Origin of the sequence: Nostoc sp., assembly GCF_036917315.1 — a bacterium.
Taxonomy (GTDB): domain Bacteria; phylum Cyanobacteriota; class Cyanobacteriia; order Cyanobacteriales; family Nostocaceae; genus Nostoc.
The window spans coordinates 396,912-417,786 of the sequence record NZ_JBALDR010000048.1 but is presented as its reverse complement, the minus strand read 5'-3'; the positions used below and the strand labels follow the sequence as shown (position 1 = coordinate 417,786).

The following is a 20,875-nucleotide window of genomic DNA, read 5'->3' as shown; positions in this document are numbered from 1 at the left end:
TGAAAGTATCTCCCTCATTTACCACGGTTAATCCAAACACCTCTTAATCCAGCTGCTTTAGCTGCATGATAATCTTCTACAATGCTATCGCCGATATGCCACGCCGCCTCTGGGGAACATTTATGTTTGTCTAAGGCAATGGCAAAAATTTGCGGGTCGGGTTTAGCTGCACGTACCTGCGTAGAAATGGTGACGGAGGTAAAAAACTCTCTCAATCCCAAACTTTGCAATACTGAGTAAATCCGAGAATCGAAATTGGACAGCACCCCTAAGCTAACTCCCAACCGCCGCCAGTTGATTAAAGCTGGTAAAACATCGGGATAGACAAACCACGGTTCGCCAGTGCCAAAGTGAATGTAAAGTTCGCTAAAAAAAGCCGAAAAGTCAGAAAATTCCTTGAGAACGCCTGCCCTTTCAAAAGTGTTCAGAGCAATTATCCGCCACCAATCAAACTCGCGCTGGGGAATATCTTGCAGTTCTGCATCTGGAAATATCGGCGGCGGTGCTGTTTTAAAGCTTTGGATGAAGGCTGTATTTAATGTTTCGGCTGAAACTGTAACGCCAAATTCCTGGGCTATCTGACTATAAACTTCGCCCACACCACCTTTGACATCGAAGAGTGTACCCACAGCATCTAAAAAAATAACTTTCGGTTGTTCCATTAAAGTTTGAAAATTTTGAATGTTGAATTTTAGATTTTGGCTTACTAAGAGCTTCTGTGGGTAGAGTCTAGCATCTGCTAAGTAGATTGGCGGAAATAAAACAAATCATCGTAAATGTATTGGTTTTTTACCAATTCCCAATTCCCTGCCTTGAAAGTTACCGAGAAAGCGTTTCTATAATCGGACGGAATAGCCAATTAAAACCAACTTTCAGCTGATGCTCTAAAGTTGGCAATCTATATAAATAAGCAGCACGACGGGCGACGTATGCCAAGGGGCCATCTAGTTTAATTCCCAAACCAGTGAGAGTAGCATTGTCTATTCCTAGCGCCATCATTTCTCCTAACTGTTGGTAGTGGAAGGGAAGGAGGGGGCGATTAGTCAGAGTTGCCCAGATATTCCAAGCAGTATAATCAGCTTGTTGAAAAGCCGCTTGTGCCGTAGCGGGGACTTGCTGTCCTTCAGCATCATGACAGTCTGCTAAATCTCCCAAGGCAAAGATTTCTGGACGATCGAGGACTTGCAGATTGGATGTAGTGATAATTTGACCGCGCTGATTTTGCTTGAGAGGAAGAGATTTCACTACGGGCGCAACCCTAGTTCCTACAGTCCAAATTACCAAATCCACGGGAATCGTGTCTAACTGGTTTTTGTACTCTAGGGAAATGCTATTTTGTTCGATTGATTCGACTTTGGTTTCTAAGTCAAGAAATACACCACGGGCATCTAAGGCTTTCTTTGCTGCTTCCCGATTAAACTCTGGGGAAGTTCGCAAAATTTGGTCGGCGATTTCAACGATCCGAAAGCGTCCTCTTTCGCCTAGTCTGTCGGCTAACTTACAAGCTAACTCTACACCACTGTAGCCAGCCCCAACGATCGCTACCCGAATTTTATCAGCATCCGATTCTTCTAAAAATCGCAGGCGTTCTTCTAAACGATAAGCATCAGAGATTGTGCGGAATGTGTAGGCATAGGCTGCTGCACCAGGGACTAAATCTAGCGGTGTCTCACCTCCTAGCGCCAGCACTAATCGGTCGTAAGGGATTTCCGGGCCTTCTTGGATATTTACCCGTTGCTGGTCGATGTCAATTCCAGACACAACACCTTGATAAAAACGCACCCCTGTGCCTTGTAAAAGTTCTTCAAAGGGTGGGGCAATTTCCCAGGTTTGCAGTTCGCCAGTGAGTAATTCGTAAAGTAAAGGAGAGAATAGGAAGCGATCGCTTTGATCTACCAGAACAATTTCGGGTTTTTGCGTAGATTCCCAAGGTAATTGGCTTAACCGCAGGGCTGTGTAGAGACCACCAAAGCCTCCACCAAGGATACAAATTCTAGAAGTTTGTTCAGTCATCTATTCTATGTTATGGAAGAATCAATATTAATTAGGCAACTAACTTCAGGGTAACTGAAAGTTTAGGTTTCAAAACCCTCCATTTGTATGAATGGTTTTAACATCGCTAACTCAACACTGCTTCGGTGAAAAATTTGGACAGCTTGCATTCTAACAATTGGATAAACTTGTTAGAAAAGATTAAGGTTTTATTTCCATGAGTTGGTTTTTTTCGACGCTGGGAGTTTTCTTGGCACTAATGACGATTTTGCTAGCGTTGTATCTAATCACTGCGAGGACTTATCAATCATCTAACTCTGTAGCCAATTCCTATGACGAATGGACTGAAGACGGGATTTTGGAATTCTACTGGGGCGAACATATCCACTTAGGTCATTATGGTTCGCCACCACAACGAAAGGATTTTCTCACTGCTAAATCTGACTTTGTGCATGAAATGGTACGTTGGGGTGGTTTAGATAAATTACCCCGTGGCACTACTGTCTTAGATGTTGGCTGTGGAATTGGAGGTAGCAGTCGCATCTTGGCACGAGATTACGGTTTTGCAGTCACAGGTATTACCATTAGTCCTCAACAAGTCCAACGCGCCCAACAGTTAACCCAAGAGGAACTTGATGTGCAGTTTCTTGTGGATGATGCGATGGCACTTTCTTTCCCAGATGCCAGTTTTGATGTAGTGTGGTCGATTGAAGCTGGACCACACATGCCAGACAAAGCCATTTTTGCCAGAGAGTTGATACGGGTGCTAAAACCTGGTGGAGTGATGGTTTTAGCCGACTGGAATCAGAGAGACGATCGCCAAAAACCGCTCAATTTTTGGGAGAAACGGGTAATGCGGCAACTATTAGATCAGTGGTCGCATCCGGCTTTTTCCAGTATTGAAGGCTTTTCCGAGCTTTTGGCAGCAACGGGGTTAGTCGAGGGGGAAGTGATAACGACAGACTGGACGAAACAAACACTTCCCTCTTGGCTAGATTCCATCTGGCAAGGAGTGACTCGACCAGAGGGATTGGTGCGTTTTGGTCTATCTGGTTTCATTAAATCTCTGCGAGAAGTACCTACCCTCCTACTAATGCGGCTAGCATTCAGTGCTGGTCTGTGCCGATTCGGAATGTTCCGCGCAATCAGAGCTAACTCGTTGCAGAAATCAACTAAACAGTATAGTTTGGTTAGCAATTCCTGATAGCCTCGTTAGTTTTAGAGGTTATTTCTAAATCAATATGGTTTAGATAAACACTCTTTACTTTCCTCGTATTCTGGGAAAAGGTTAAGCGGTAAGGGGTAAAGAATATATTTAAAACCTTTTCCCTTTCCCCTTTCGCCTTTAACCGAACCGTATTGGGGCATAAGCACTCATCCGGGTGCGTGCTTCTGCAAATATTTGCTGCCAACCTGAAAACAGCTTCGTTATTTTAATCCCAAACCTGCGATCGCGCCGACGGTTGGTGATGCTGCTCATTTTACTCCTCCCAATTTGAGACAGTTTATCGTAATTGGGGATTGTGGGCTGGAGACTGGAGAATGGTTTGAGATTAAAAGGTGGATGAACGGAGTTCCGAGGTGGATTCATCCAGTTCAAAGGTGGATGAACGGAGTTCTGAGGTGGATTCATCCAGTTCAAAGGTGGATGAACGGAGTTCTGATATGGATTCATCCAGTTCAAAGGTGGATGAACGGAGTTCTGATATGGATTCATCCAGTTCAAAGGTGGATGAACGGAGTTCTGAGGTGGATTCATCCAGTTCAAAGGTGGATGAACGGAGTTCTGAGGTGGATTCATCCAGTTCAAAGGTGGATGAACGGAGTTCTGATATGGATTCATCCAGTTCAAAGGTGGATGAACGGAGTTCTGAGGTGGATGAACGAGATTCTAACTCTTCTTCATCCCCAATCCCCAATCCTTAATTTCCACTCACTGAGACAACCGCCAAATCTTAATCGTGTTATCTTCACTACCGCTAACAAGGGTTTTGCCATCGGGAGTGAAGGTAACAGATGTGACGGTGTTGGTGTGCCCTGCTAATGTGAGAATTTCTTCTCCTGTTGCTGTATTCCAAAGTTTAATGGTGCGATCGCGGCTACCACTAGCAATAATTTTACCATCGGCACTGAATGCTACGGATGTGACAGTATTGCCATGCCCCGCTAAGGTGCGAAGTTCTCTTCCGGTAGCTAAATTCCAAAGTTTAATGGTGCGATCGCGGCTAGCACTGGCTAAAGTTTTACCATTTGGGCTAATAGCCACAGTTGTCACTGTTTGAGAATTTCCTTCTAGTGTGCGGATTGGGTATCCTTTTGCTAGATTCCAGATTTTGATTGTCTTGTCAAAACTGCCACTGGCCAAAACCACACCATTAGGACTGATAGCCACTGACCGCACCCAGAATGTATGCCCTGCTAGTGTCCGAATTTGCTCTCCTGTTGCCAAATCCCAGATTTTAATCGTGTTGTCATCACTGCCAGTAACTAGAGTCTCGCTATCAGCACTGATGGCTAGGGCATGAACTGAGTCAGAATGCCCTATAAGAGTGCGAATTTGTTTTCGCGTTGCCAAATTCCAGATTTTAATGGTGTTGTCATCACTAGCACTAACTAGAAGTTTGCCATCTGGACTAATTACTACGACATTCACCTGCTGAAAATGGCCGTTGAGTGAAGCGATTAGTTTTCCGGTTGCGAGATTCCAAAGTTTGATTGTGCGATCGTCGCCACTGCTGGCTATGGTTTTACCATCGGGACTGATGGCGACAGATAAAACTGAGTTTTCGTGTCCTTGGAGGGTGTTAGCCAAGGAAACCTTACCCAAGCTAATCTGACTCAAAATCGCATCATTTTTACTAGGACTATTTTGTTGAATCAACCTAGAGACCAAACTGGTTTGAATCCGGCGAAAATTTTTATACCAAGATTCGCTGAATCCAAATAACAGAATGAAAGCACTTACCAAGATTAAAATTCTCAGTAAGGGATAGCTTTTTGGTAAAGCTGGTGCTTTAGTTGGTGGTAATTTACCAGATGACTTACCCGCAGGTGGCAGTGCGAGGAGTTGTTTGGGAGTCAAGTCTTTCAGGACTTCTTCGGCTGACTGGTAACGTTCCTGGATATCTTTTTTCAAAAGCTTGTCGATGACAAAATCTAATTCAGGATTTAACGGACTCCGCAAATATTCCCGCCAATTACTTACCCAGGCGTACCCAGATTCCATCCACAACTGAAACGGGGAATTTCCCGTTAGCAGATGAAAGCAGGTAGCCCCCACACCGAATAAGTCGCTGGCGGGGAAAGCTTTCCCATCTCTAATTTGTTCTAGGGGAGAATAACCATGCGAACCAATGGATGTGCCAGATTTCTGCTGAACTTTGGCGGTAAATTGCTTTGAGGAGCCAAAATCAATCAGGCATAATCGCCCATCATTTTTATTGCGGATAATATTTTCTGGTTTGATGTCTCGATGAATAACTTTGCGATCGTGGATAAATTTTAGAATGGGTAGTAAATCTAGCAAAATAGATTGAATGTCTCTCGCGTTATAAGCCTTGCGCTGTTGCAACTCCTTTAACAAATTATCTCCATTAATAAACTGCTGCACCAAATATAGACAGCCGTCTTGCTCAAAGTAAGCTATCAAAGTCGGAATTTGAGGATGTTCCCCAAGGTCTTGTAGTCGCTGCGCTTCTTGGGCAAATAACTCCATCGCCTTTTTTTGCGACCAAGTTCCTTGGAATTTTGGAGCTAATTGCTTGATAACACAGCGTTCATAGAGTTTATCTACGTCTTCTGATAGATAGGTTCTGCCAAATCCCCCCTCATCTGAAAGGACTCGGATGACACGAAAGCGATTTCTTAAAAGTGACACCAGCGGGGTGCTACAACTTTGGCAAAACTTCTTTCCATTAGGATTCAGGGGATTTGAGCAATCGGGATTTAAGCAGCAGATCATGATCTGACAGGCGCGACTGCATGACAACTTAGGCTAAGTTTGCCCCGAACTTTCCCTTAAGATAATTGACTCTCGCTTACTTGTGGTAGATAAACCCTGTTCTGGGGATTGGGGAATTACTTATATAGTTAGCTTTTGTAAATAGTAGTCAGTCTTCCTCATCTGTGGAAAACTACGAGAGCCATAAGATTAATTATTCTATCGATTATATAATAATCTGAATAAAAATATTTTTTGGAACTTTTAAACCTAGTAATTTTGCTTGTATCTTGGCAAGCGAAAACTGACTAAGTATTGAAGATAAACTCCGATTAATTAATCATTACTGACTATCAAATATAGTTAAAATGCTTACTAAATTTGTTTTAGCTATTTTAAATTGCCCATAATTAATTATTCATTTGATACTTCAGCTAAAAAAGGCTGCAACTTACAGCAGATTGCAAGTTGGTGCGATACACAAGCTAAGTCTGTTACCCAGGTATAAAGCGTGTTTTACTCCTGTTAGCGCAGCGGGGCGTAGCCCATTCTGAATTCTGAATTCTGCTGTATGTTATCTTGTTTCCTTGAATCTTGCTCTCCATTTCCGAATGGCACTAGCAGTTCTAGCTACAGGTGGCATGTATACATCATAATTTTCGTGTTGTATAATTTCATGTTGTGTAATTTTGTTTTGTGCAATTTCGTGTTGTGTAATACTTTTATTATTTAATTTTTGGTTAGTTAGACAGTTAGCCAAAGTAGGCAAATAACTTTCACTACTTAAAGCTTTCATCACATCATCGGCAGTCTTAAACCGATCCTCTAAGGTGATTTTCACCATTTTTCCTAAAATCTGGGCGAAACTGTTGCTGATATTTACCTGTTTTTGCCAAGATATTTCACCAGTATTTGGGTCGTAGTCCAATTCTAAAGGACTTTTAGCAGTCAACATATAAATACAAGTTACACCCAGTGCATAAATATCACTGGCATAAACTGGACGTAGAGAAAACTGTTCTGGTGGTGCAAATCCCCTAGTCCCGATAAAGTTTGTATTTGCAGCTTGATTGATTGAGTTTTCACAAGCGTCAACTAATTTCTCTTTCACCGCACCAAAATCAATCAGCACTATGCGCCCATCATATTCACACCGCAATAAATTCTGAGGCTTAATATCCCGATGAATCACATGATGTTTATGAAGATACTGTAATACAGGTAATAACTCCTTTAAGAACTGCTTAACTGAGGATTCACTTTTGGGCCCAGTTTGCCGCACTTCTCGCGCCAAAGTCAAACCCGGCACATATTCTTGAATTAAAAAGAACTCCCCATTCGCCTGAAAGTAGTCTAAAAGCATGGGAATTTGCGAATGACTACCGAGTTGTCCCAAAGTTCTTGCTTCTTTTTCAAAGCGCATACACGCCCTTTGCCAACTTTGGGGACTAGTCACTTTTGGACAAAGCTGTTTAATGACACACAGTGGATTCCCAGGTAATACGGCATTTTTGGCTAAAAATGTTACACCAAAACCACCTCTACCTAAAACTTGCAGTATTTCATAGCGATCGCGAAATAGCCGTTTGGAACCACACATCTGACTCAACTGAGTTTGTTGTGAAATGTTCTCTTGATAATTCGTTGTTTTTTGAGAAAAACGATTCATTAGTATAAAGTATCTGCTTTTAAATGTCTCTAATTCTATGGCAATTCTTTATTGGCAACAGTAAGATTACTGAATCTTTGCCAAATCCTCATTACTCTTCAAAAAGTAACAATAAATTTTTATAGAACTGGCCCTTTCACGGATGTGTCACAAGCTAATTTGTAGTTTGGTAAAGGTGAAAGTCTGTTGGTGGGTATTTATAACAATTTTGTATGAAGATGCACATAATAAAACCCCTCTAGTTTAGCAAAAGGGGGACGGCGTAGCCGGGGGTAAAATATGTAGTTTCACATTTAGTACATTTATAAAGATGCAAGTCCTTGCATTCTTTCGTTCGCGGAGCGTCCCGCAGGGATGGGATGTTTTTTTGACTATACAGCAGACTTCAAGTTAGTGAGGTACACAACGATTCGTCTGTTAGCTAGGTATAAAGCGTATTTTACTTTTCAATTCTGAATTCTGCTGTAAGTACCTAAGCTGGTGGAGTTTGTGAAGAGAAAATATCTGTGAGATTCTCCTCAACCAGCAAATCTGGTGTTTGTATAATAAATGGGAGTTCGGCTCCCACAAGACCTCTTTGGATGCGTTCTAAAGTCTCACTAAAAACGATAAACAGAGGATATATAGCATTAGCTCCCTCACTCAAAATATGACTGTGACGGAGAGGCATCAACCACTCATAATCATTGTCTAGACAAACTTGGGTTTGTCGCCAACGTCCTAACAAATCAGAAAAATCTTCGTGAGCGCGATGAATAAAGACTAAAATTTCTGCTCCAGTTTTGATTTTCCACTCTGGATCGCACATCAAAATAGCCACATCACAGGGTAAGCAAATCGTTTGTGGGGCTGTTGTAGCAGGATTGCGAAGCCGGACAATTGGCAAAGGTATAGTGATGACACTTTCATCAGGACGGCGCAAACTGGGAATCATCTCCAAGTATGGCCGATATTGCTTTAGTAAGGCGATCGCAGCTAGATGATTGCTGTACTCTGCCAAACTCGCTTCGTACTGAGATTTTTGCACAGTCATAGTTTATTAAATAGTGAGCAGTTAGGAGTTAAGAATAAAATTAATCAGTTAGAACTTAAAAGTTAAAAATAAAATGTTTCTATTCCTAACTCCTAAACTTCTAACTCTTAACTATTAATCCTTTATCCCAGCTTTTCAAATACCGCAAACATCGGCAGATACATCGCTAGCAAAATGGTTCCCACCATTCCCCCTAGAACTACAATCATCACCGGTTCTAAAATACTGGTCATTGCTTTTACTGCTTGCTCAACTTCATCTTCATAGAAATCGGCAACTTTCATCAACATTGCATCTAATTCTCCAGTTTCTTCTCCAATACTAATCATCTGAATTGCCATAGCCGGAAAAACGCCATCACTTTGTTGTAAAGCAATGCTAATCATACCTCCTTGTTGAATTTCCATGCGGGCTGCATCTATGGCATTGGCAATTATTTGGTTTCCTGATGTATCTCGGACAATTTCTAAGCAAGTTAAAATTGGTACACCTGAACGAGTCAAAGAACCAAAAGTCCGGCTAAAGCGGGCAACTGAAGATTTTTGAATTAAGTCACCAAACAATGGCATCTTCAGGGAAAGACGATCGATTGTGATGCGACCAACAGGAGTTTTAGAGTATTGTGTAAAGGCAATTTTTAGTCCTATAAGAGCAGCAAGCAGGACGAAAGCACCCGGACTTCTCAAAAACTTACTAGCATCCATCAAGAATTGCGTTAGAGGTGGTAATGAGATTCCAATTTGTGTAAAAATTGTGGCAAAAATCGGAATCAGAAAAATAGTCATGCCGAGAAAGATCGCAACTGCGATAAAACCCACAACAGTTGGATAAGACATTGCTGATTTGATTTGGTTTTGTAGACGAGCAACATCTTCTAACAACTTAGCTAAACGATTCAATACTTCGTCTAGAACACCACCAACTTCGCCAGCTTGAATCATACTCACATATAATCCATCAAAACAGTCAGGATGCTTCCGCATTGCCTCTGAAAGATTCATTCCGCTTTGAACATCGGTGCTAATGTCCACAAGGGCTTGTTTCAATTTAGTATTACTACACTGTTCGGAAAGTACCCCCAAACTTCTAACGATCGCAACTCCCGCATTCATCAAAACGGCAAATTGGCGCGAAAAAACGGCTTTGTCTTTCACAGAAACCTTAACTAAGGAATTCTGGAAATTTTTGAAGGCAACATCTGGCTGAAATCCCTGAGATTGCTTGAGTTCTTGGATTACAAAACCTTGATCTCTGAGATTAGTCCGAGCTTGTATCAAGGATTCAGCAACAATTTTTTCGGTTCGAGATTTTCCTTGCGAATCCCGAACACGGGCAACGAAGTTTGGCATAAAATAAATTCAAAATAGTTGTTATTAATTGGGCGTGGGGCATTGGGCATTGGGAGGTGTAGGGGGTGTGGGAGGAGAGGGAAGCAAAATTCATCATCTCCCCACACTCCCCACACTCCCTCATCTCCCCACACTCCCTTATCATCCCCAGTTCCTTTAATGCGCTTTGGCAGCCGCACCAGGTTTCGCACCTGCTGCCTGTGGTGGCACAGAAGTACCGATAAGACGCTGGATTTCATCTGGCTTAGAAGTCTTAGACATCGCCGCTTCAAAGGAAATGGTTCCATTTTTGTAAAAATCGGCTAAAACCTTCTCTAGAGTTTGCATCCCCAATTTGCCACCAGTTTGAATAGCTGAGTAAATTTGAGATGTTTTGCCTTCTCGAATCAAGTTAGAAATAGCTGGAGTGACAATCAGAATTTCTTGAGCCATTACCCGACCATACTCACCAGGTTTAGGGCTTTTCTTGGACACTAAGGTTTGGCTAAATACCGCCACTAACGAGTTAGACAGTTGTACCCGCACCTGGGTTTGTCTTTCATGGGGGAAAACGTCAATAATCCGGTCAACCGTTTGTGCAGCGGAACTGGTGTGTAGCGTACCAAATACCAAGTGTCCTGTTTCTGCTGCGGAAATCGCCAAGGAAATCGTTTCTAAATCGCGCATTTCCCCTACCAGAACAATATCTGGATCTTCCCGCAAAGCTGCTTTCAAAGCATTAGCAAAGCTCTTAGTATCTTCACCTAGTTGCCGTTGGTGAACCAAACTTTTAATTGGTTCGTAGACAAATTCAATTGGGTCTTCCACCGTCAAAATATGCTCTGCCTTGGTGCGGTTAATCAAGTCAATCATTGCCGCTAGGGTCGTTGTCTTGCCGGAACCTGTAGGGCCTGTCACCAAAATTAACCCTCTGGGCTTATCCGTCATTTCCCGCACGATATCTGGCAAACCTAACTTTTCAAAGTTAGGAATCTTAGAACTTAATGCTCGTAAACAAGCAGCATAAGAACCACGTTCTTTATAAACATTGACCCGAAAGCGAGCCAAACCCTTAACACCATAAGAACAATCCAACTCCCAGTTCTGCTCTAAGGTTTTACGCTGGGTGTTGTTGAGCATACTAAAAATCAGCCTTTGACATTGATCGGCTGTCAATACATGCTCACCTATGGGCGTAAGTTTGCCACTGATGCGGAAGTAGGGAGGCAAACCTGCGGATAAGTGCATATCCGAGCCACCCAATTCAATCAACTGCTCCATCAAATCTTCAATCATCATTTCCATAGTTCTGCTTCCTTTTAATGTTTTTTATTTGTCATTTGTCATTTGTTTAAAGTTATTAAGCATTCACCAATGACTAATGACCAATGACTAATGACTATTAGTCTTAAAACCGAGCTGTCATACAATAAGGACAATCCAACCATTCTTGTTTCAATGTGGCATCGCAACTCCGACAGGTAAGACCAGTCTTGCGTTTGGCTTTTAACTCTGCTTCCAAACCAGTATCAGTAAACGTCACTCGTTCTACTTCTTCTAAAGTGGTGGAACCTTCGCGCACTAAGTCTAAACTGTAAGCCAGCAAGGTCTTCATCCCCTCTTCTATTGCCACTTCCTTGATGCGTTCTGTGGGTGCATCTTCGTTAATGAGAGTTTGCAGGTTTTCGGTGACTCGCATAACTTCATAAACACCACAACGCCCTTTGTAGCCGTTGCCATTACATTTTGGGCAAAGATGATTTTTGGCTTTGGCATCTGCGATCGCATCTAATGTCAAGGTGTTAGCTTTATAGAAGGTGACTCCCACATCAGAGGAAGCTGATAGACCATAACGAGCCAGTTCCTCGGTTGTAGGAGTATAGGAAATGCGACATTCAGAACATACACGCCGCACCAAACGTTGAGCTAGAACGCCAATTAGGGAACTAGAAACCATGAAAGGCTCAATCCCCATTTCTCCCAAACGAGCGATCGCTCCTGGGGCATCATTGGTATGTAAGGTAGTTAATACTAAGTGACCGGTCAAGGCAGCTTCAATCGCTGTTTTTGCCGTTTCCTTATCCCGCGTTTCACCCACCAGTAGCACATCTGGATCTTGTCGCAAGAAAGCCCGCAAGGCGGTAGCAAAATCTAATCCTTTTTCCCGAATCACCTGTACTTGAGTAATCCCTGGAAGACTGTACTCAATTGGGTCTTCTACAGTACTGATATTAATTCCGGGATCGTTCTTTTCTGATAGTGCAGAATACAGCGAGGTTGTTTTCCCGGAACCAGTTGGCCCAGTTACCAAAATTAGCCCAAAGGGACGGCTGACCATATCCTGGACAATATGTAAAGTCTCTGGATCGGTAATTAACTTATCTAATCCCAGTTGGGTAGAGGAGTTATCCAAAATCCGCAGTACCACCTTTTCCCCGTAGCGGCTGGGTAAGGTATTCACGCGGAAGTCCACCTTACGTCCCTCAAACATCCGGCGGATACGTCCATCTTGGGGTAGACGACGTTCAGCAATGTCTAGATTGGAGATGATTTTAAATCGGGCTGTCACTGCTGGGATGATTTTTTTCGGCAGGGGATCGAAAGCTTCCTTCAGTACGCCATCTTTGCGAAAGCGAATGCGTAAGTTTTCTTCTTGCGGTTCGATATGAATGTCAGAAACGCCCTCATGCAAGGCTTTAGCCAGGATTCTGTTGACTAGGTTGATGACTGGGGCATCCTCTGCACCCTTCATCGCTGCCCCTAGATCGGCCTCCATTTCTTCAGGAGCATCCGAAAGATCGAGATTTCCGAGGTTTTCTAAATCCTGATTAATATCTGTAAACTTTTCTTGTTCCAGATGCTTCTGCTTAACAGCCATTTCATCCAGATATTGGTTGATTAGCTGTTGGTAATCTTCCTGGGTAATCACCATGCGCTGCAAGGCCAAACCTTGGGGGCGCAATATGCGGTTCAGATCATCGGAAGCTTCTAGATTATCTGGAGCAACCATCGCCACTAAAACTGAGGGCGGGGTTTGATCTTCGTGTTTCGACAGTGGTACTAAACGATGGCGACGGCAGATATCCACTGGGATGAGGGTTTCAATCAGGTTCCCCATCATCGTGTTGCCAACGGAATTGACTTCTGGATCGAGGAATTCAACTCCGTATAGTATTTTCAGTTCAAATAGCTGCTGTTTTTTGTATTGCCTGAGCAACTCAGGCGATAGTTGTTGCCCAGTAATTGACTCTAATACTTCCGTTAAGGGTCTGCCAGATTTGCGGCTTTCAATTAATGCCTGCCTCATCTGTTCGGTATTGACATAGCCAGATTGTACTAGCTTGTTGCCGAAGGGCGAAAACTCTGTTCTGGTAGTTAGAGCGGTACTGCGCCGTTGTGGTGACGAGTTCATAAATGAGCGAATGAGTAGGGGGAACCTCTGCTTAAAGTATTCCCCTACTGTGAGACAGAATTCTCATTTACCAAAAAAGTCCTGAGTCACGTCGCTTTGCTCCGAATTCAAAATTCAAAATTAAAGATATTTTCAAATAAGATGAGGGGCGAGTCACATTTGGCGCTACTATTGCAAACTACTCGTTCGGGTTCCCGCCTTAGTAGCGTCTGAGCTAACGTGTTCACCATTTGTCACAATAAGAGGACGGTTATATCACTTCCAGGAACTTGTCGGCAATAAAATCAGCCTCAGTTGCAAGTCGTGGATGACGACGGTTGCAAGCTGTAGAGATACACTGCCATAAATAGGATCTGGAATGAATAGACAATGATCGATGAAAATAAACAGATAAACAATACAAGCCAGCAATTGGGTGAACCAACAGAGGTAAAGCAAGCAATGAAGAGTGACTTCCCAGCCCAAACTAATTTCAATGAATCTGGCAGCGAGGTGACAGAGCAAGTGGCAGCCCAAACAAATATATCAGGCGATACTGCTGTCAATTCAGAAAATAACGTCGCTGCAACTGAGAAAACTGGAGTGGAAACAGCAGCTTTGGCAGAACTGACTCAACAAATCGAGTCCGTCAAAACGCAACTAGAAGAGCGTAGTACTCAATATATGCGGATTGCCGCTGATTTTGAGAATTACCGGAAACGCACTAGCAAAGAAAAAGAAGACCTAGAGTTGCAGGTGAAGCGGAATACGATTTTGGAATTGCTGCCAATAGTCGATAATTTTGAGCGGGCGCGATCGCACCTCAAACCACAGTCTGATGGTGAAATGACCATGCACAAAAGTTACCAAGGCGTTTACAAACAATTAGTAGATAGCCTGAAGCGCTTGGGTGTATCACCAATGCGTCCCGAAGGTCAAGAATTCGATCCTAACCTGCATGAAGCAGTAATGCGGGAACCTACGGATGAACATCCTGAAGGAACAGTGTTAGAAGAGTTAGTGCGCGGATATTACTTGGGCGATCGCGTGCTACGCCATGCAATGGTCAAAGTAGCTGCTCCCAAGGAAGATACACCTTTTGCACCAGAAGATCAGTCGAGTTCAGCCAGCAGTTAAGCTGTAGTCGCTCGCCTCGCTGACCTTAAGTGCCTGGGTTATAGCAAAGACGAGCATCGCGTACCTAAAACTTGGACAAGGCTTTGGATAACTCTCTGTGTTTCAACTTCTATCTTGCTACCAGCAACAGGGGTTGCACAGACGTTATCCGCTAGCCTTTGTTCTTAACAAAAAAGTTAGTCCGCGACATATTACAGCAGAAATATTCAGTAAAAATACTGGCAAATATGGGAAAAGTTATTGGGATCGACTTAGGCACTACTAACAGTTGCGTCGCAGTTTTGGAGGGTGGTCAACCACTTGTGATCTCCAATTCTGAAGGTGGACGAACAACTCCAAGTATTGTGGGATTTGGGAAGAGTGGCGATCGCTTGGTTGGTCAATTGGCAAAGCGCCAAGCCGTAACCAATGCCGAAAACACGATTTACAGTATTAAACGATTCATCGGGCGGCGTTGGGAAGATACTGAAATAGAACGCGATCGCGTTCCCTACAACTGTGTCAAAGGTCGAGACGAGACTGTTGATGTCCAAATTCGCTCAAAAAACTACACGCCCCAAGAATTATCTGCGATGATCCTGCAAAAGCTGAAGCAGGATGCGGAAAACTTTTTGGGTGAGGAAGTCACTCAAGCAGTGATCACCGTACCAGCATATTTCACAGATGCTCAAAGACAAGCAACTAAAGATGCTGGCACAATTGCAGGTTTAGAAGTCCTAAGAATCATCAATGAACCAACAGCTGCGGCTTTAGCTTTCGGATTGGAAAAGCAAGACCAAGAGCAGCTAATTTTAGTATTTGACTTGGGAGGCGGTACCTTCGACGTATCGATCCTGCAACTTGGGGATGGCGTTTTTGAAGTTAAAGCGACTTGTGGTAACAACCACTTGGGTGGAGACGACTTTGATAATGCGATCGTCCTTTGGATGATGGAACGTTTCCAAGAACAAGAGAAAATCGACCTTTCTAAAGACAAAATGGCCCTGCAACGCCTGCGGGAAGCTGCGGAAAAGGCAAAAATTGAACTCTCCAGTATGATGAATACCTCTGTCAACTTGCCCTTTATCACAGCAGATGACACCGGGCCAAAGCATCTGGAGATGGAACTCAGCCGCTCGAAATTTGAAGAACTCGCCGCGAAATTAATTGAAGCGACCATCGAACCACTGATCCAATCGCTCAAAGATGCGGATCTCAAGCCAGAAGCCATAGATCGGATTATTTTGGTAGGTGGTTCTACCCGTATTCCCGCAGTCCAAAACGCGCTAATTAAGTTTTTCAACGGCAAAGCTCCCGATCGCTCCATCAACCCTGACGAAGCTGTAGCATTGGGAGCGGCTATTCAAGCAGGTGTGTTAGGTGGTGAAGTCGATAATCTCTTACTACTGGATGTCACCCCTCTGTCCTTGGGAATTGAAACTTTAGGTGAAGTGTTCACCAAAATCATTGAACGCAACACCACAATTCCTACGAGTCGGTCACAAGTTTTTTCCACCGCAGTTGATGGACAAACCTCAGTGGAAATTCACATCCTCCAAGGTGAACGGGCGATGTCACGAGATAACAAGAGTCTCGGCAAGTTTCTGCTAGCAGGGATTCCCCCATCTCCCCGTGGTGTCCCGCAAATTGAAGTATCCTTTGAAATCGATGTCAACGGCATCCTGAAGGTTTCTGCCCAAGATAAAGGTACAGGTAGAGAACAGAGTATCAGGATTACCAATACAGGTGGTTTGAGTAGCAACGAAGTCGAACGGATGCGCCAAGAGGCCGAACTGTTTTCCGAAGAAGATAAAAGACGTAAAGAACTGGTTGAACTCAAAAACCAAGCAGATAATTTGTTGTTCAGTTATGAATCCACCATCAAGGATAATAGCAACTTTATCGGCGACCAGATGAAAACCTTGGCCAGTGAAAAAGTTGAACAACTCCAAGCTGCAATGATTGACTCCAACATTTCCACAGTGGAATTTAAGCAGCGCTTAGACGACTTCCAACAAACCTTGTTTGCAATTGGTGCTGATGTTTACAATCGAGCTAACAGCCAAACTGATGAGATTGAGGGGGGTTCATCTGGTCACTTTACCCCAGAAGTAGACTCACCAATGAATGGGACGCTAATACCACAATTCAACTTTGATTTTGACGAAGAAAGTACCGCTCAGGCTGATTATGAGGCGATAGATTAGGGGTTGGGCATTGGGCATTGGGCACAAGAAGCAGAGGGGCAAGGGGGCAAAGGGACAGAGGGGAAAAACTTACTGCAACTTACTTCTCCTCTGCTCCCCCGCTCCCCTGCTCCCCTGCTCCCACTCCCCTAAGTTGCAAATTTTTATTAAGACATTTTAATATATCTAAATATTTAGCGAAGTTTCACAAGACCCCAGTCCTTTGCTAGATTGTAGAAGCAAATTACTTTGGGCTAGGCAATGTGCAAGTTCAGGGCCAATCCAAAGCATAAGGGTGGTTTTCCACACCTAATGGTGCGGCTAGCCCCTCTGGTTGATGGGCGAGGTTTTCCTCTCCTACGTAGCACAATTGTAAAAGAGACAGCCGACTCGGCAGTGAGAAGTCTGAGCAGAGGCTTCCCCTGTTCCTAACTTCTATAGCTTTTGTCGTCTCCCACGAGGAAAGCACCTGTTGCTCAAGATTTGTCGGTGATTTTTGTAAAAGGTAAAGGGTAAAATCAGTTATTAACAAAAATTAATTTTATCTTCTGCCTGCCTTCCGGCAAGCCGCCCTCTAAAGGATAATGTGTTGCTCTTGCATATCTGTAGGCAAAACACTTAATCCATAGGGTCGCAAGTGACCGTGAATGACGTTCTACTGACTTCTGCTTTCTTCCTTCTAACTTTTACCTTTGCTATATGGCCCGCGACTACTATGAAATCCTGGGTGTCTCTCGTGACACTGACAAAGAAGAAATCAAACAAGCCTATCGCCGTCTAGCCCGGAAGTATCACCCAGATGTGAACAAAGAACCGGGGGCGGAGGATCGCTTTAAAGAAATTAACCGCGCTTATGAGGTACTCTCAGAACCCGAAACCCGCGCTCGTTACGATCGCTTTGGCCCAGAGGGTGTATCGGGTGCTGCTGGCGCGGGCTTTCAAGATGTCGGCGATATGGGTGGTTTTGCCGATATCTTTGAAAGCATTTTTAGTGGCTTTGCTGGCGGTATGGGTAATCCCACGCAACAAAGACGGCGCAGCGGGCCTGCCAGGGGTGATGACCTGCGGCTAGACCTGAAGTTAGACTTTCGGGAAGCGATATTTGGTGGCGAAAAAGAAATTCGCATCTCCCATCTAGAAAATTGTGAAGTTTGTAGCGGTTCTGGTGCTAAACCTGGAACCCGCCCTCGGACTTGTTCGACTTGTGGCGGTTCGGCTCAAGTACGCCGTGTGACTAGAACGCCCTTTGGCAGTTTCACCCAAGTCTCAACTTGTCCCACCTGTAATGGAACAGGGATGGTAATTGAAGATAAGTGTGATGCGTGTGATGGTAAGGGCGCAAATCAAGTCACAAAGAAACTCAAAATTACCATTCCAGCGGGGGTGGATAATGGCACGCGTTTGCGGATTTCTAGTGAAGGAGATGCTGGTCAACGTAGTGGCCCTCCTGGGGATTTATACGTTTACTTGTTCGTGAATGAGGACGAGGAATTCCAACGGGATGGGATTAATATTCTCTCGGAAATCAAAGTTAGCTACCTGCAAGCGATTTTAGGTTGTCGGTTAGAGGTAGATACAGTCGATGGGCCGGTAGAACTAATCATTCCAGCTGGAACTCAGCCGAATACAGTGATGAAGTTGGAAAATCGCGGCGTACCCCGTTTGGGTAATCCCGTAAGTCGTGGGGATCACATGCTGAACGTATTAATTGATATTCCCAATAAAATCACCCCAGAGGAGAGGGAACTGCTGGAGAAGCTAGCTAAAATTAAGGGCGATCGGACTGGTAAAGGCGGTCTAGAAGGATTCTTGGGAAATTTATTTAAGTGATGATGCCCTCTTCTGTTTTAACTCCCGATGCTCAACTTGATTTACGCGGCACCCCTTGCCCGATTAATTTCGTGCGGACAAAACTACGTCTGGAGAAAATGCCATTGGGAGGTTTGCTAGAAGTCTGGTTAGACCCTGGTGAGCCGATTGAGCAGGTTCCTGATAGTTTGACAATGGCAGGTTATCAGGTGGAACAAATTACAGACTGCACTAGTTATTTTTCTCTGTTAGTGCGCCGTCCAGTTGCTAGCCAATGACAGGGGAAAATTTTGCCGCAACTGGACAGTTATTGGGTACGGTGGTGGCTGTACAGGCTAATTTTTACCGAGTACAGATGGAGCAAGAGGCAGGGGAGCAGAGGAGCGGGGGAGCAGAGGAGAAATTGGATTTAAATGCCTCTTTGCCCTCGCCTCCTCTGTTGCTTTGTACCCGAAGAACACGTCTGAAAAAAATTGGACAACAGGTGATGGTAGGCGATCGCGTTGTGGTAGAAGAGCCAGATTGGGCTGGGGGGAGGGGAGCGATCGCTGATGTTCTACCCCGTCAAAGTGAGTTAGATCGTCCGGCGATCGCCAATGTCAACCAAATCCTCTTGGTATTTGCCGTTGCCGATCCACCTTTGGAACCTTATCAACTCAGTCGGTTTCTGATTAAGGCTGAGTCTACTGATTTAGATGTGCTTTTATGCTTGAATAAAAGTGATTTAATTTCACCGCAGGAACAACAACAAGTTAGCGATCGCCTACTTGGTTGGGGCTATGAACCAATCTTTATCAGTGTTAAAGATGGTATTAATACTGAGCAAGCAGCCAAATATTTGAGCAATAAAATTACCGTCATTGCTGGGCCTTCCGGGGTTGGTAAATCCAGCCTGATTAATACGCTGATTGACTCTGCCAAGCTACGAGTCGGAGAAGTTTCTGGTAAACTGGCTCGTGGTCGTCATACCACTCGCCATATAGAATTATTTGAGTTACCTAGTGGTGGTTTACTGGCAGACACTCCCGGTTTTAATCAGCCGGATATGGATTGTATACCAGAAGAATTAATCCATTATTTCCCAGAAGCCAGAAAGCGGTTAGCAGTTGCTAGCTGTCGGTTTAGTGATTGTCTGCATCGAGACGAGCCTGAATGTGTTGTGCGGGGAGACTGGGAACGATACGAACATTATTTAGAATTTTTGGACGCTGCGATCGCTCATCAAACACAGCTACACCAACAAGCCGATCCCGAATCCACCATGAAGTTAAAAAGCAAAAGCAAAGGCAAAGGGCAGAGTCAATACGAACCCAAGCTAGAAAGTAAAAAATATCGCCGGATTTCCCGAAAGACTCAGTTACAGGACTTGCAAGAGTTATATCGGGATGAGGAATAAAAAGTGCGATGTCTATGACGGGCTGTGCTTACGCATTCATAATGCAAACGGTTGGTCACGATAGCATAGATACAAACATAAAAACTATCTTGTATGTCTCAGCCCCTTGCCAACACCCCTAGTTTACAAGCTGTCACTGAGAGTATAATTTTCCCACCGGGTGATATCTATAGTGACGAACCCCCCTTGGAATCTGACTTACACCGCGAACAAATTGATTTACTCATTCGCTTGATTAAATGGTGGTGGCGCGATCGCGAGGATTTTTATGCTGTCGACAACCTGACGATCTATTTCAGTCCCAACCAGAAAAAGTCAGAAGAATTTCGAGATCCGGATTTTTGTCGGTTTTAGATGCAGAAAAAAAAGACCGCAAAAGCTGGGTTGTATGGCAAGAAGATAGAATTTTATCTCTAAACTAGGTATAGGAAAATAATGCTATGAACCAAACAATATCCGATCGAGTCCGTTGGACAACCTCAGACTTAGAATTACTTGCAACTGACGAATGGAAGCGTTATGAGATTATTGACGGAGAACTATTTGTGACTAGAGCGCCTCACTGGAAACATCAAGGCACTGCGGGCAATATATGCTTAGAATTACAAATTTGGTCTCGCTCTAGTGGGCTAGGGGAAACCCGTCAAACTCCCGGTATAATTTTTACAGATGCCGATAATGTGATACCCGATGTAGTTTGGATTAGTCATGAGCGTTTAGCACAATTGCTAGATGATGAAGGGCATTTGAGAGGAGCGCCAGAACTCATTGTGGAAGTGCTTTCTCCTGGGACAACTAACGAACGTAGAGATCGAGAAGCGAAGCTAAAACTATACTCATCCACAGGAGTCCAAGAATATTGGATTGCAAATTGGCAATTACAGCAGCTAGAACTTTATCGCAGAGAAGTTGCCCAATTAAAACTGATCGCAACCTTGTTGGCTGATGACGAAATCACATCACCACTTTTACCAGGTTTCGGCGTTCGAGTTCAGCGTTTTTTTATATAATTCTG

At 43.9% G+C, this 20,875-nt stretch carries 17 protein-coding genes and 2 pseudogenes; 8 read left to right on the top strand and 11 right to left on the bottom strand.

The genetic code is table 11. From position 1 onward, the window contains the following. Window positions 1–14 precede the first annotated feature (14 nt). Both V7K84_RS23100 and V7K84_RS23095 read right to left on the bottom strand, forming a co-directional pair. Window positions 15–662 carry an HAD-IA family hydrolase gene (locus V7K84_RS23100; RefSeq protein WP_334841452.1) on the bottom strand — a complete coding sequence of 216 codons (648 nt, stop codon included), beginning with the start codon at window positions 660–662 and terminating at the stop codon, window positions 15–17. 157 nt (window positions 663–819) lie between these two features. Beyond that, on the bottom strand, window positions 820–2,013 hold the full coding sequence (locus tag V7K84_RS23095) for an NAD(P)/FAD-dependent oxidoreductase (RefSeq protein WP_334841450.1): 1,194 nt from the start codon (window positions 2,011–2,013) through the stop codon (window positions 820–822). 196 nt (window positions 2,014–2,209) lie between these two features. On the opposite strand from V7K84_RS23095, the gene V7K84_RS23090 reads away from it, so the two are divergent. After that, window positions 2,210–3,196 (top strand): methyltransferase domain-containing protein, encoded by a 987-nt coding sequence (locus V7K84_RS23090; RefSeq protein WP_334841448.1) that lies wholly within the window; start codon window positions 2,210–2,212, stop codon window positions 3,194–3,196. A gap of 141 nt (window positions 3,197–3,337) precedes the next feature. Here the strand turns inward: V7K84_RS23090 and V7K84_RS23085 are convergent, their stop codons facing one another. The 8 genes and pseudogenes from V7K84_RS23085 to V7K84_RS23050 form a co-directional block, all read right to left on the bottom strand. Further along, entirely contained in the window at window positions 3,338–3,472 is a 135-nt protein-coding gene (locus V7K84_RS23085; protein ID WP_334841447.1) for a hypothetical protein, read from the bottom strand. 73 nt (window positions 3,473–3,545) lie between these two features. Next, window positions 3,546–3,911 carry a hypothetical protein gene (locus tag V7K84_RS23080; protein ID WP_334841446.1) on the bottom strand — a complete coding sequence of 122 codons (366 nt, stop codon included), beginning with the start codon at window positions 3,909–3,911 and terminating at the stop codon, window positions 3,546–3,548. A gap of 14 nt (window positions 3,912–3,925) precedes the next feature. Further along, on the bottom strand, window positions 3,926–5,953 hold the full coding sequence (locus V7K84_RS23075) for a serine/threonine-protein kinase (RefSeq protein ID WP_334841444.1): 2,028 nt from the start codon (window positions 5,951–5,953) through the stop codon (window positions 3,926–3,928). Between the two features lie 553 nt (window positions 5,954–6,506). After that, on the bottom strand, window positions 6,507–7,601 hold the full coding sequence (locus tag V7K84_RS23070; protein WP_334841443.1) for a serine/threonine-protein kinase: 1,095 nt from the start codon (window positions 7,599–7,601) through the stop codon (window positions 6,507–6,509). A gap of 472 nt (window positions 7,602–8,073) precedes the next feature. Next, window positions 8,074–8,634 carry a hypothetical protein gene (locus V7K84_RS23065; RefSeq protein ID WP_334841441.1) on the bottom strand — a complete coding sequence of 187 codons (561 nt, stop codon included), beginning with the start codon at window positions 8,632–8,634 and terminating at the stop codon, window positions 8,074–8,076. A 122-nt stretch (window positions 8,635–8,756) separates the two neighbouring features. Continuing rightward, entirely contained in the window at window positions 8,757–9,983 is a 1,227-nt protein-coding gene (locus V7K84_RS23060; RefSeq protein ID WP_334841440.1) for a type II secretion system F family protein, read from the bottom strand. Window positions 9,984–10,139: 156 nt separating this feature from the next. Further along, a pseudogene (locus V7K84_RS23055) lies at window positions 10,140–11,270 on the bottom strand (type IV pilus twitching motility protein PilT); the annotation flags it as partial. A gap of 100 nt (window positions 11,271–11,370) precedes the next feature. Further along, window positions 11,371–13,374, bottom strand: coding sequence for a GspE/PulE family protein (locus V7K84_RS23050; protein ID WP_334841439.1), 2,004 nt, complete (start codon window positions 13,372–13,374; stop codon window positions 11,371–11,373). Window positions 13,375–13,743: 369 nt separating this feature from the next. Between V7K84_RS23050 and grpE the strand changes: the two genes are divergently transcribed. Both grpE and dnaK read left to right on the top strand, forming a co-directional pair. Then, window positions 13,744–14,490 carry a nucleotide exchange factor GrpE gene (gene grpE / locus V7K84_RS23045; RefSeq protein WP_334841438.1) on the top strand — a complete coding sequence of 249 codons (747 nt, stop codon included), beginning with the start codon at window positions 13,744–13,746 and terminating at the stop codon, window positions 14,488–14,490. Between the two features lie 227 nt (window positions 14,491–14,717). Then, the gene (gene dnaK, locus V7K84_RS23040) at window positions 14,718–16,676 is read left to right on the top strand and encodes a molecular chaperone DnaK (RefSeq protein WP_334841437.1); all 1,959 of its coding nucleotides are present in this window, start codon (window positions 14,718–14,720) and stop codon (window positions 16,674–16,676) included. A 250-nt stretch (window positions 16,677–16,926) separates the two neighbouring features. Here dnaK and V7K84_RS23035 read toward each other — a convergent pair whose 3' ends face one another. Next, the gene (locus tag V7K84_RS23035) at window positions 16,927–17,187 is read right to left on the bottom strand and encodes a hypothetical protein (protein WP_334841435.1); all 261 of its coding nucleotides are present in this window, start codon (window positions 17,185–17,187) and stop codon (window positions 16,927–16,929) included. 167 nt (window positions 17,188–17,354) lie between these two features. Here V7K84_RS23035 and dnaJ point away from each other — a divergent pair, with 167 nt between their 5' ends. The 5 genes and pseudogenes from dnaJ (at window position 17,355) to V7K84_RS23010 (ending at window position 20,870) form a co-directional block, all read left to right on the top strand. Beyond that, window positions 17,355–18,485, top strand: coding sequence for a molecular chaperone DnaJ (gene dnaJ, locus V7K84_RS23030; protein WP_094347888.1), 1,131 nt, complete (start codon window positions 17,355–17,357; stop codon window positions 18,483–18,485). Then, on the top strand, window positions 18,485–18,742 hold the full coding sequence (locus V7K84_RS23025; RefSeq protein WP_099102520.1) for a sulfurtransferase TusA family protein: 258 nt from the start codon (window positions 18,485–18,487) through the stop codon (window positions 18,740–18,742). The genes dnaJ and V7K84_RS23025 overlap by 1 nt, the downstream gene beginning before the upstream one ends. Then, window positions 18,739–19,860, top strand: a complete 1,122-nt coding sequence (gene rsgA, locus V7K84_RS23020; protein WP_334841434.1) for a small ribosomal subunit biogenesis GTPase RsgA — start codon at window positions 18,739–18,741, stop codon at window positions 19,858–19,860. Before V7K84_RS23025 ends, rsgA begins: the two co-directional genes overlap by 4 nt. 93 nt (window positions 19,861–19,953) lie before the next feature. Then, window positions 19,954–20,261: pseudogene (locus V7K84_RS23015) on the top strand (Uma2 family endonuclease); the annotation flags it as partial. 39 nt (window positions 20,262–20,300) lie between these two features. Continuing rightward, window positions 20,301–20,870, top strand: coding sequence for a Uma2 family endonuclease (locus V7K84_RS23010; RefSeq protein ID WP_334841433.1), 570 nt, complete (start codon window positions 20,301–20,303; stop codon window positions 20,868–20,870). The last annotated feature ends 5 nt before the right edge of the window (window positions 20,871–20,875 follow it).

Bases quoted from the DNA above. Each gene is read 5' to 3' on its own strand.
- dnaJ (WP_094347888.1), top strand. From the start codon at position 17,355: ATGGCCCGCGACTACTATGAAATCCTGGGTGTCTCTCGTGACACTGAC.
- V7K84_RS23060 (WP_334841440.1), bottom strand. From the start codon at position 9,983: ATGCCAAACTTCGTTGCCCGTGTTCGGGATTCGCAAGGAAAATCTCGA.
- V7K84_RS23075 (WP_334841444.1), bottom strand. From the start codon at position 5,953: ATGATCTGCTGCTTAAATCCCGATTGCTCAAATCCCCTGAATCCTAAT.
- rsgA (WP_334841434.1), top strand. From the start codon at position 18,739: ATGACAGGGGAAAATTTTGCCGCAACTGGACAGTTATTGGGTACGGTG.
- V7K84_RS23050 (WP_334841439.1), bottom strand. From the start codon at position 13,374: ATGAACTCGTCACCACAACGGCGCAGTACCGCTCTAACTACCAGAACA.
- dnaK (WP_334841437.1), top strand. From the start codon at position 14,718: ATGGGAAAAGTTATTGGGATCGACTTAGGCACTACTAACAGTTGCGTC.
- V7K84_RS23090 (WP_334841448.1), top strand. From the start codon at position 2,210: ATGAGTTGGTTTTTTTCGACGCTGGGAGTTTTCTTGGCACTAATGACG.
- V7K84_RS23025 (WP_099102520.1), top strand. From the start codon at position 18,485: ATGATGCCCTCTTCTGTTTTAACTCCCGATGCTCAACTTGATTTACGC.
- grpE (WP_334841438.1), top strand. From the start codon at position 13,744: ATGATCGATGAAAATAAACAGATAAACAATACAAGCCAGCAATTGGGT.
- V7K84_RS23070 (WP_334841443.1), bottom strand. From the start codon at position 7,601: ATGAATCGTTTTTCTCAAAAAACAACGAATTATCAAGAGAACATTTCA.
- V7K84_RS23100 (WP_334841452.1), bottom strand. From the start codon at position 662: ATGGAACAACCGAAAGTTATTTTTTTAGATGCTGTGGGTACACTCTTC.
- V7K84_RS23065 (WP_334841441.1), bottom strand. From the start codon at position 8,634: ATGACTGTGCAAAAATCTCAGTACGAAGCGAGTTTGGCAGAGTACAGC.
- V7K84_RS23085 (WP_334841447.1), bottom strand. From the start codon at position 3,472: ATGAGCAGCATCACCAACCGTCGGCGCGATCGCAGGTTTGGGATTAAA.
- V7K84_RS23095 (WP_334841450.1), bottom strand. From the start codon at position 2,013: ATGACTGAACAAACTTCTAGAATTTGTATCCTTGGTGGAGGCTTTGGT.
- V7K84_RS23010 (WP_334841433.1), top strand. From the start codon at position 20,301: ATGAACCAAACAATATCCGATCGAGTCCGTTGGACAACCTCAGACTTA.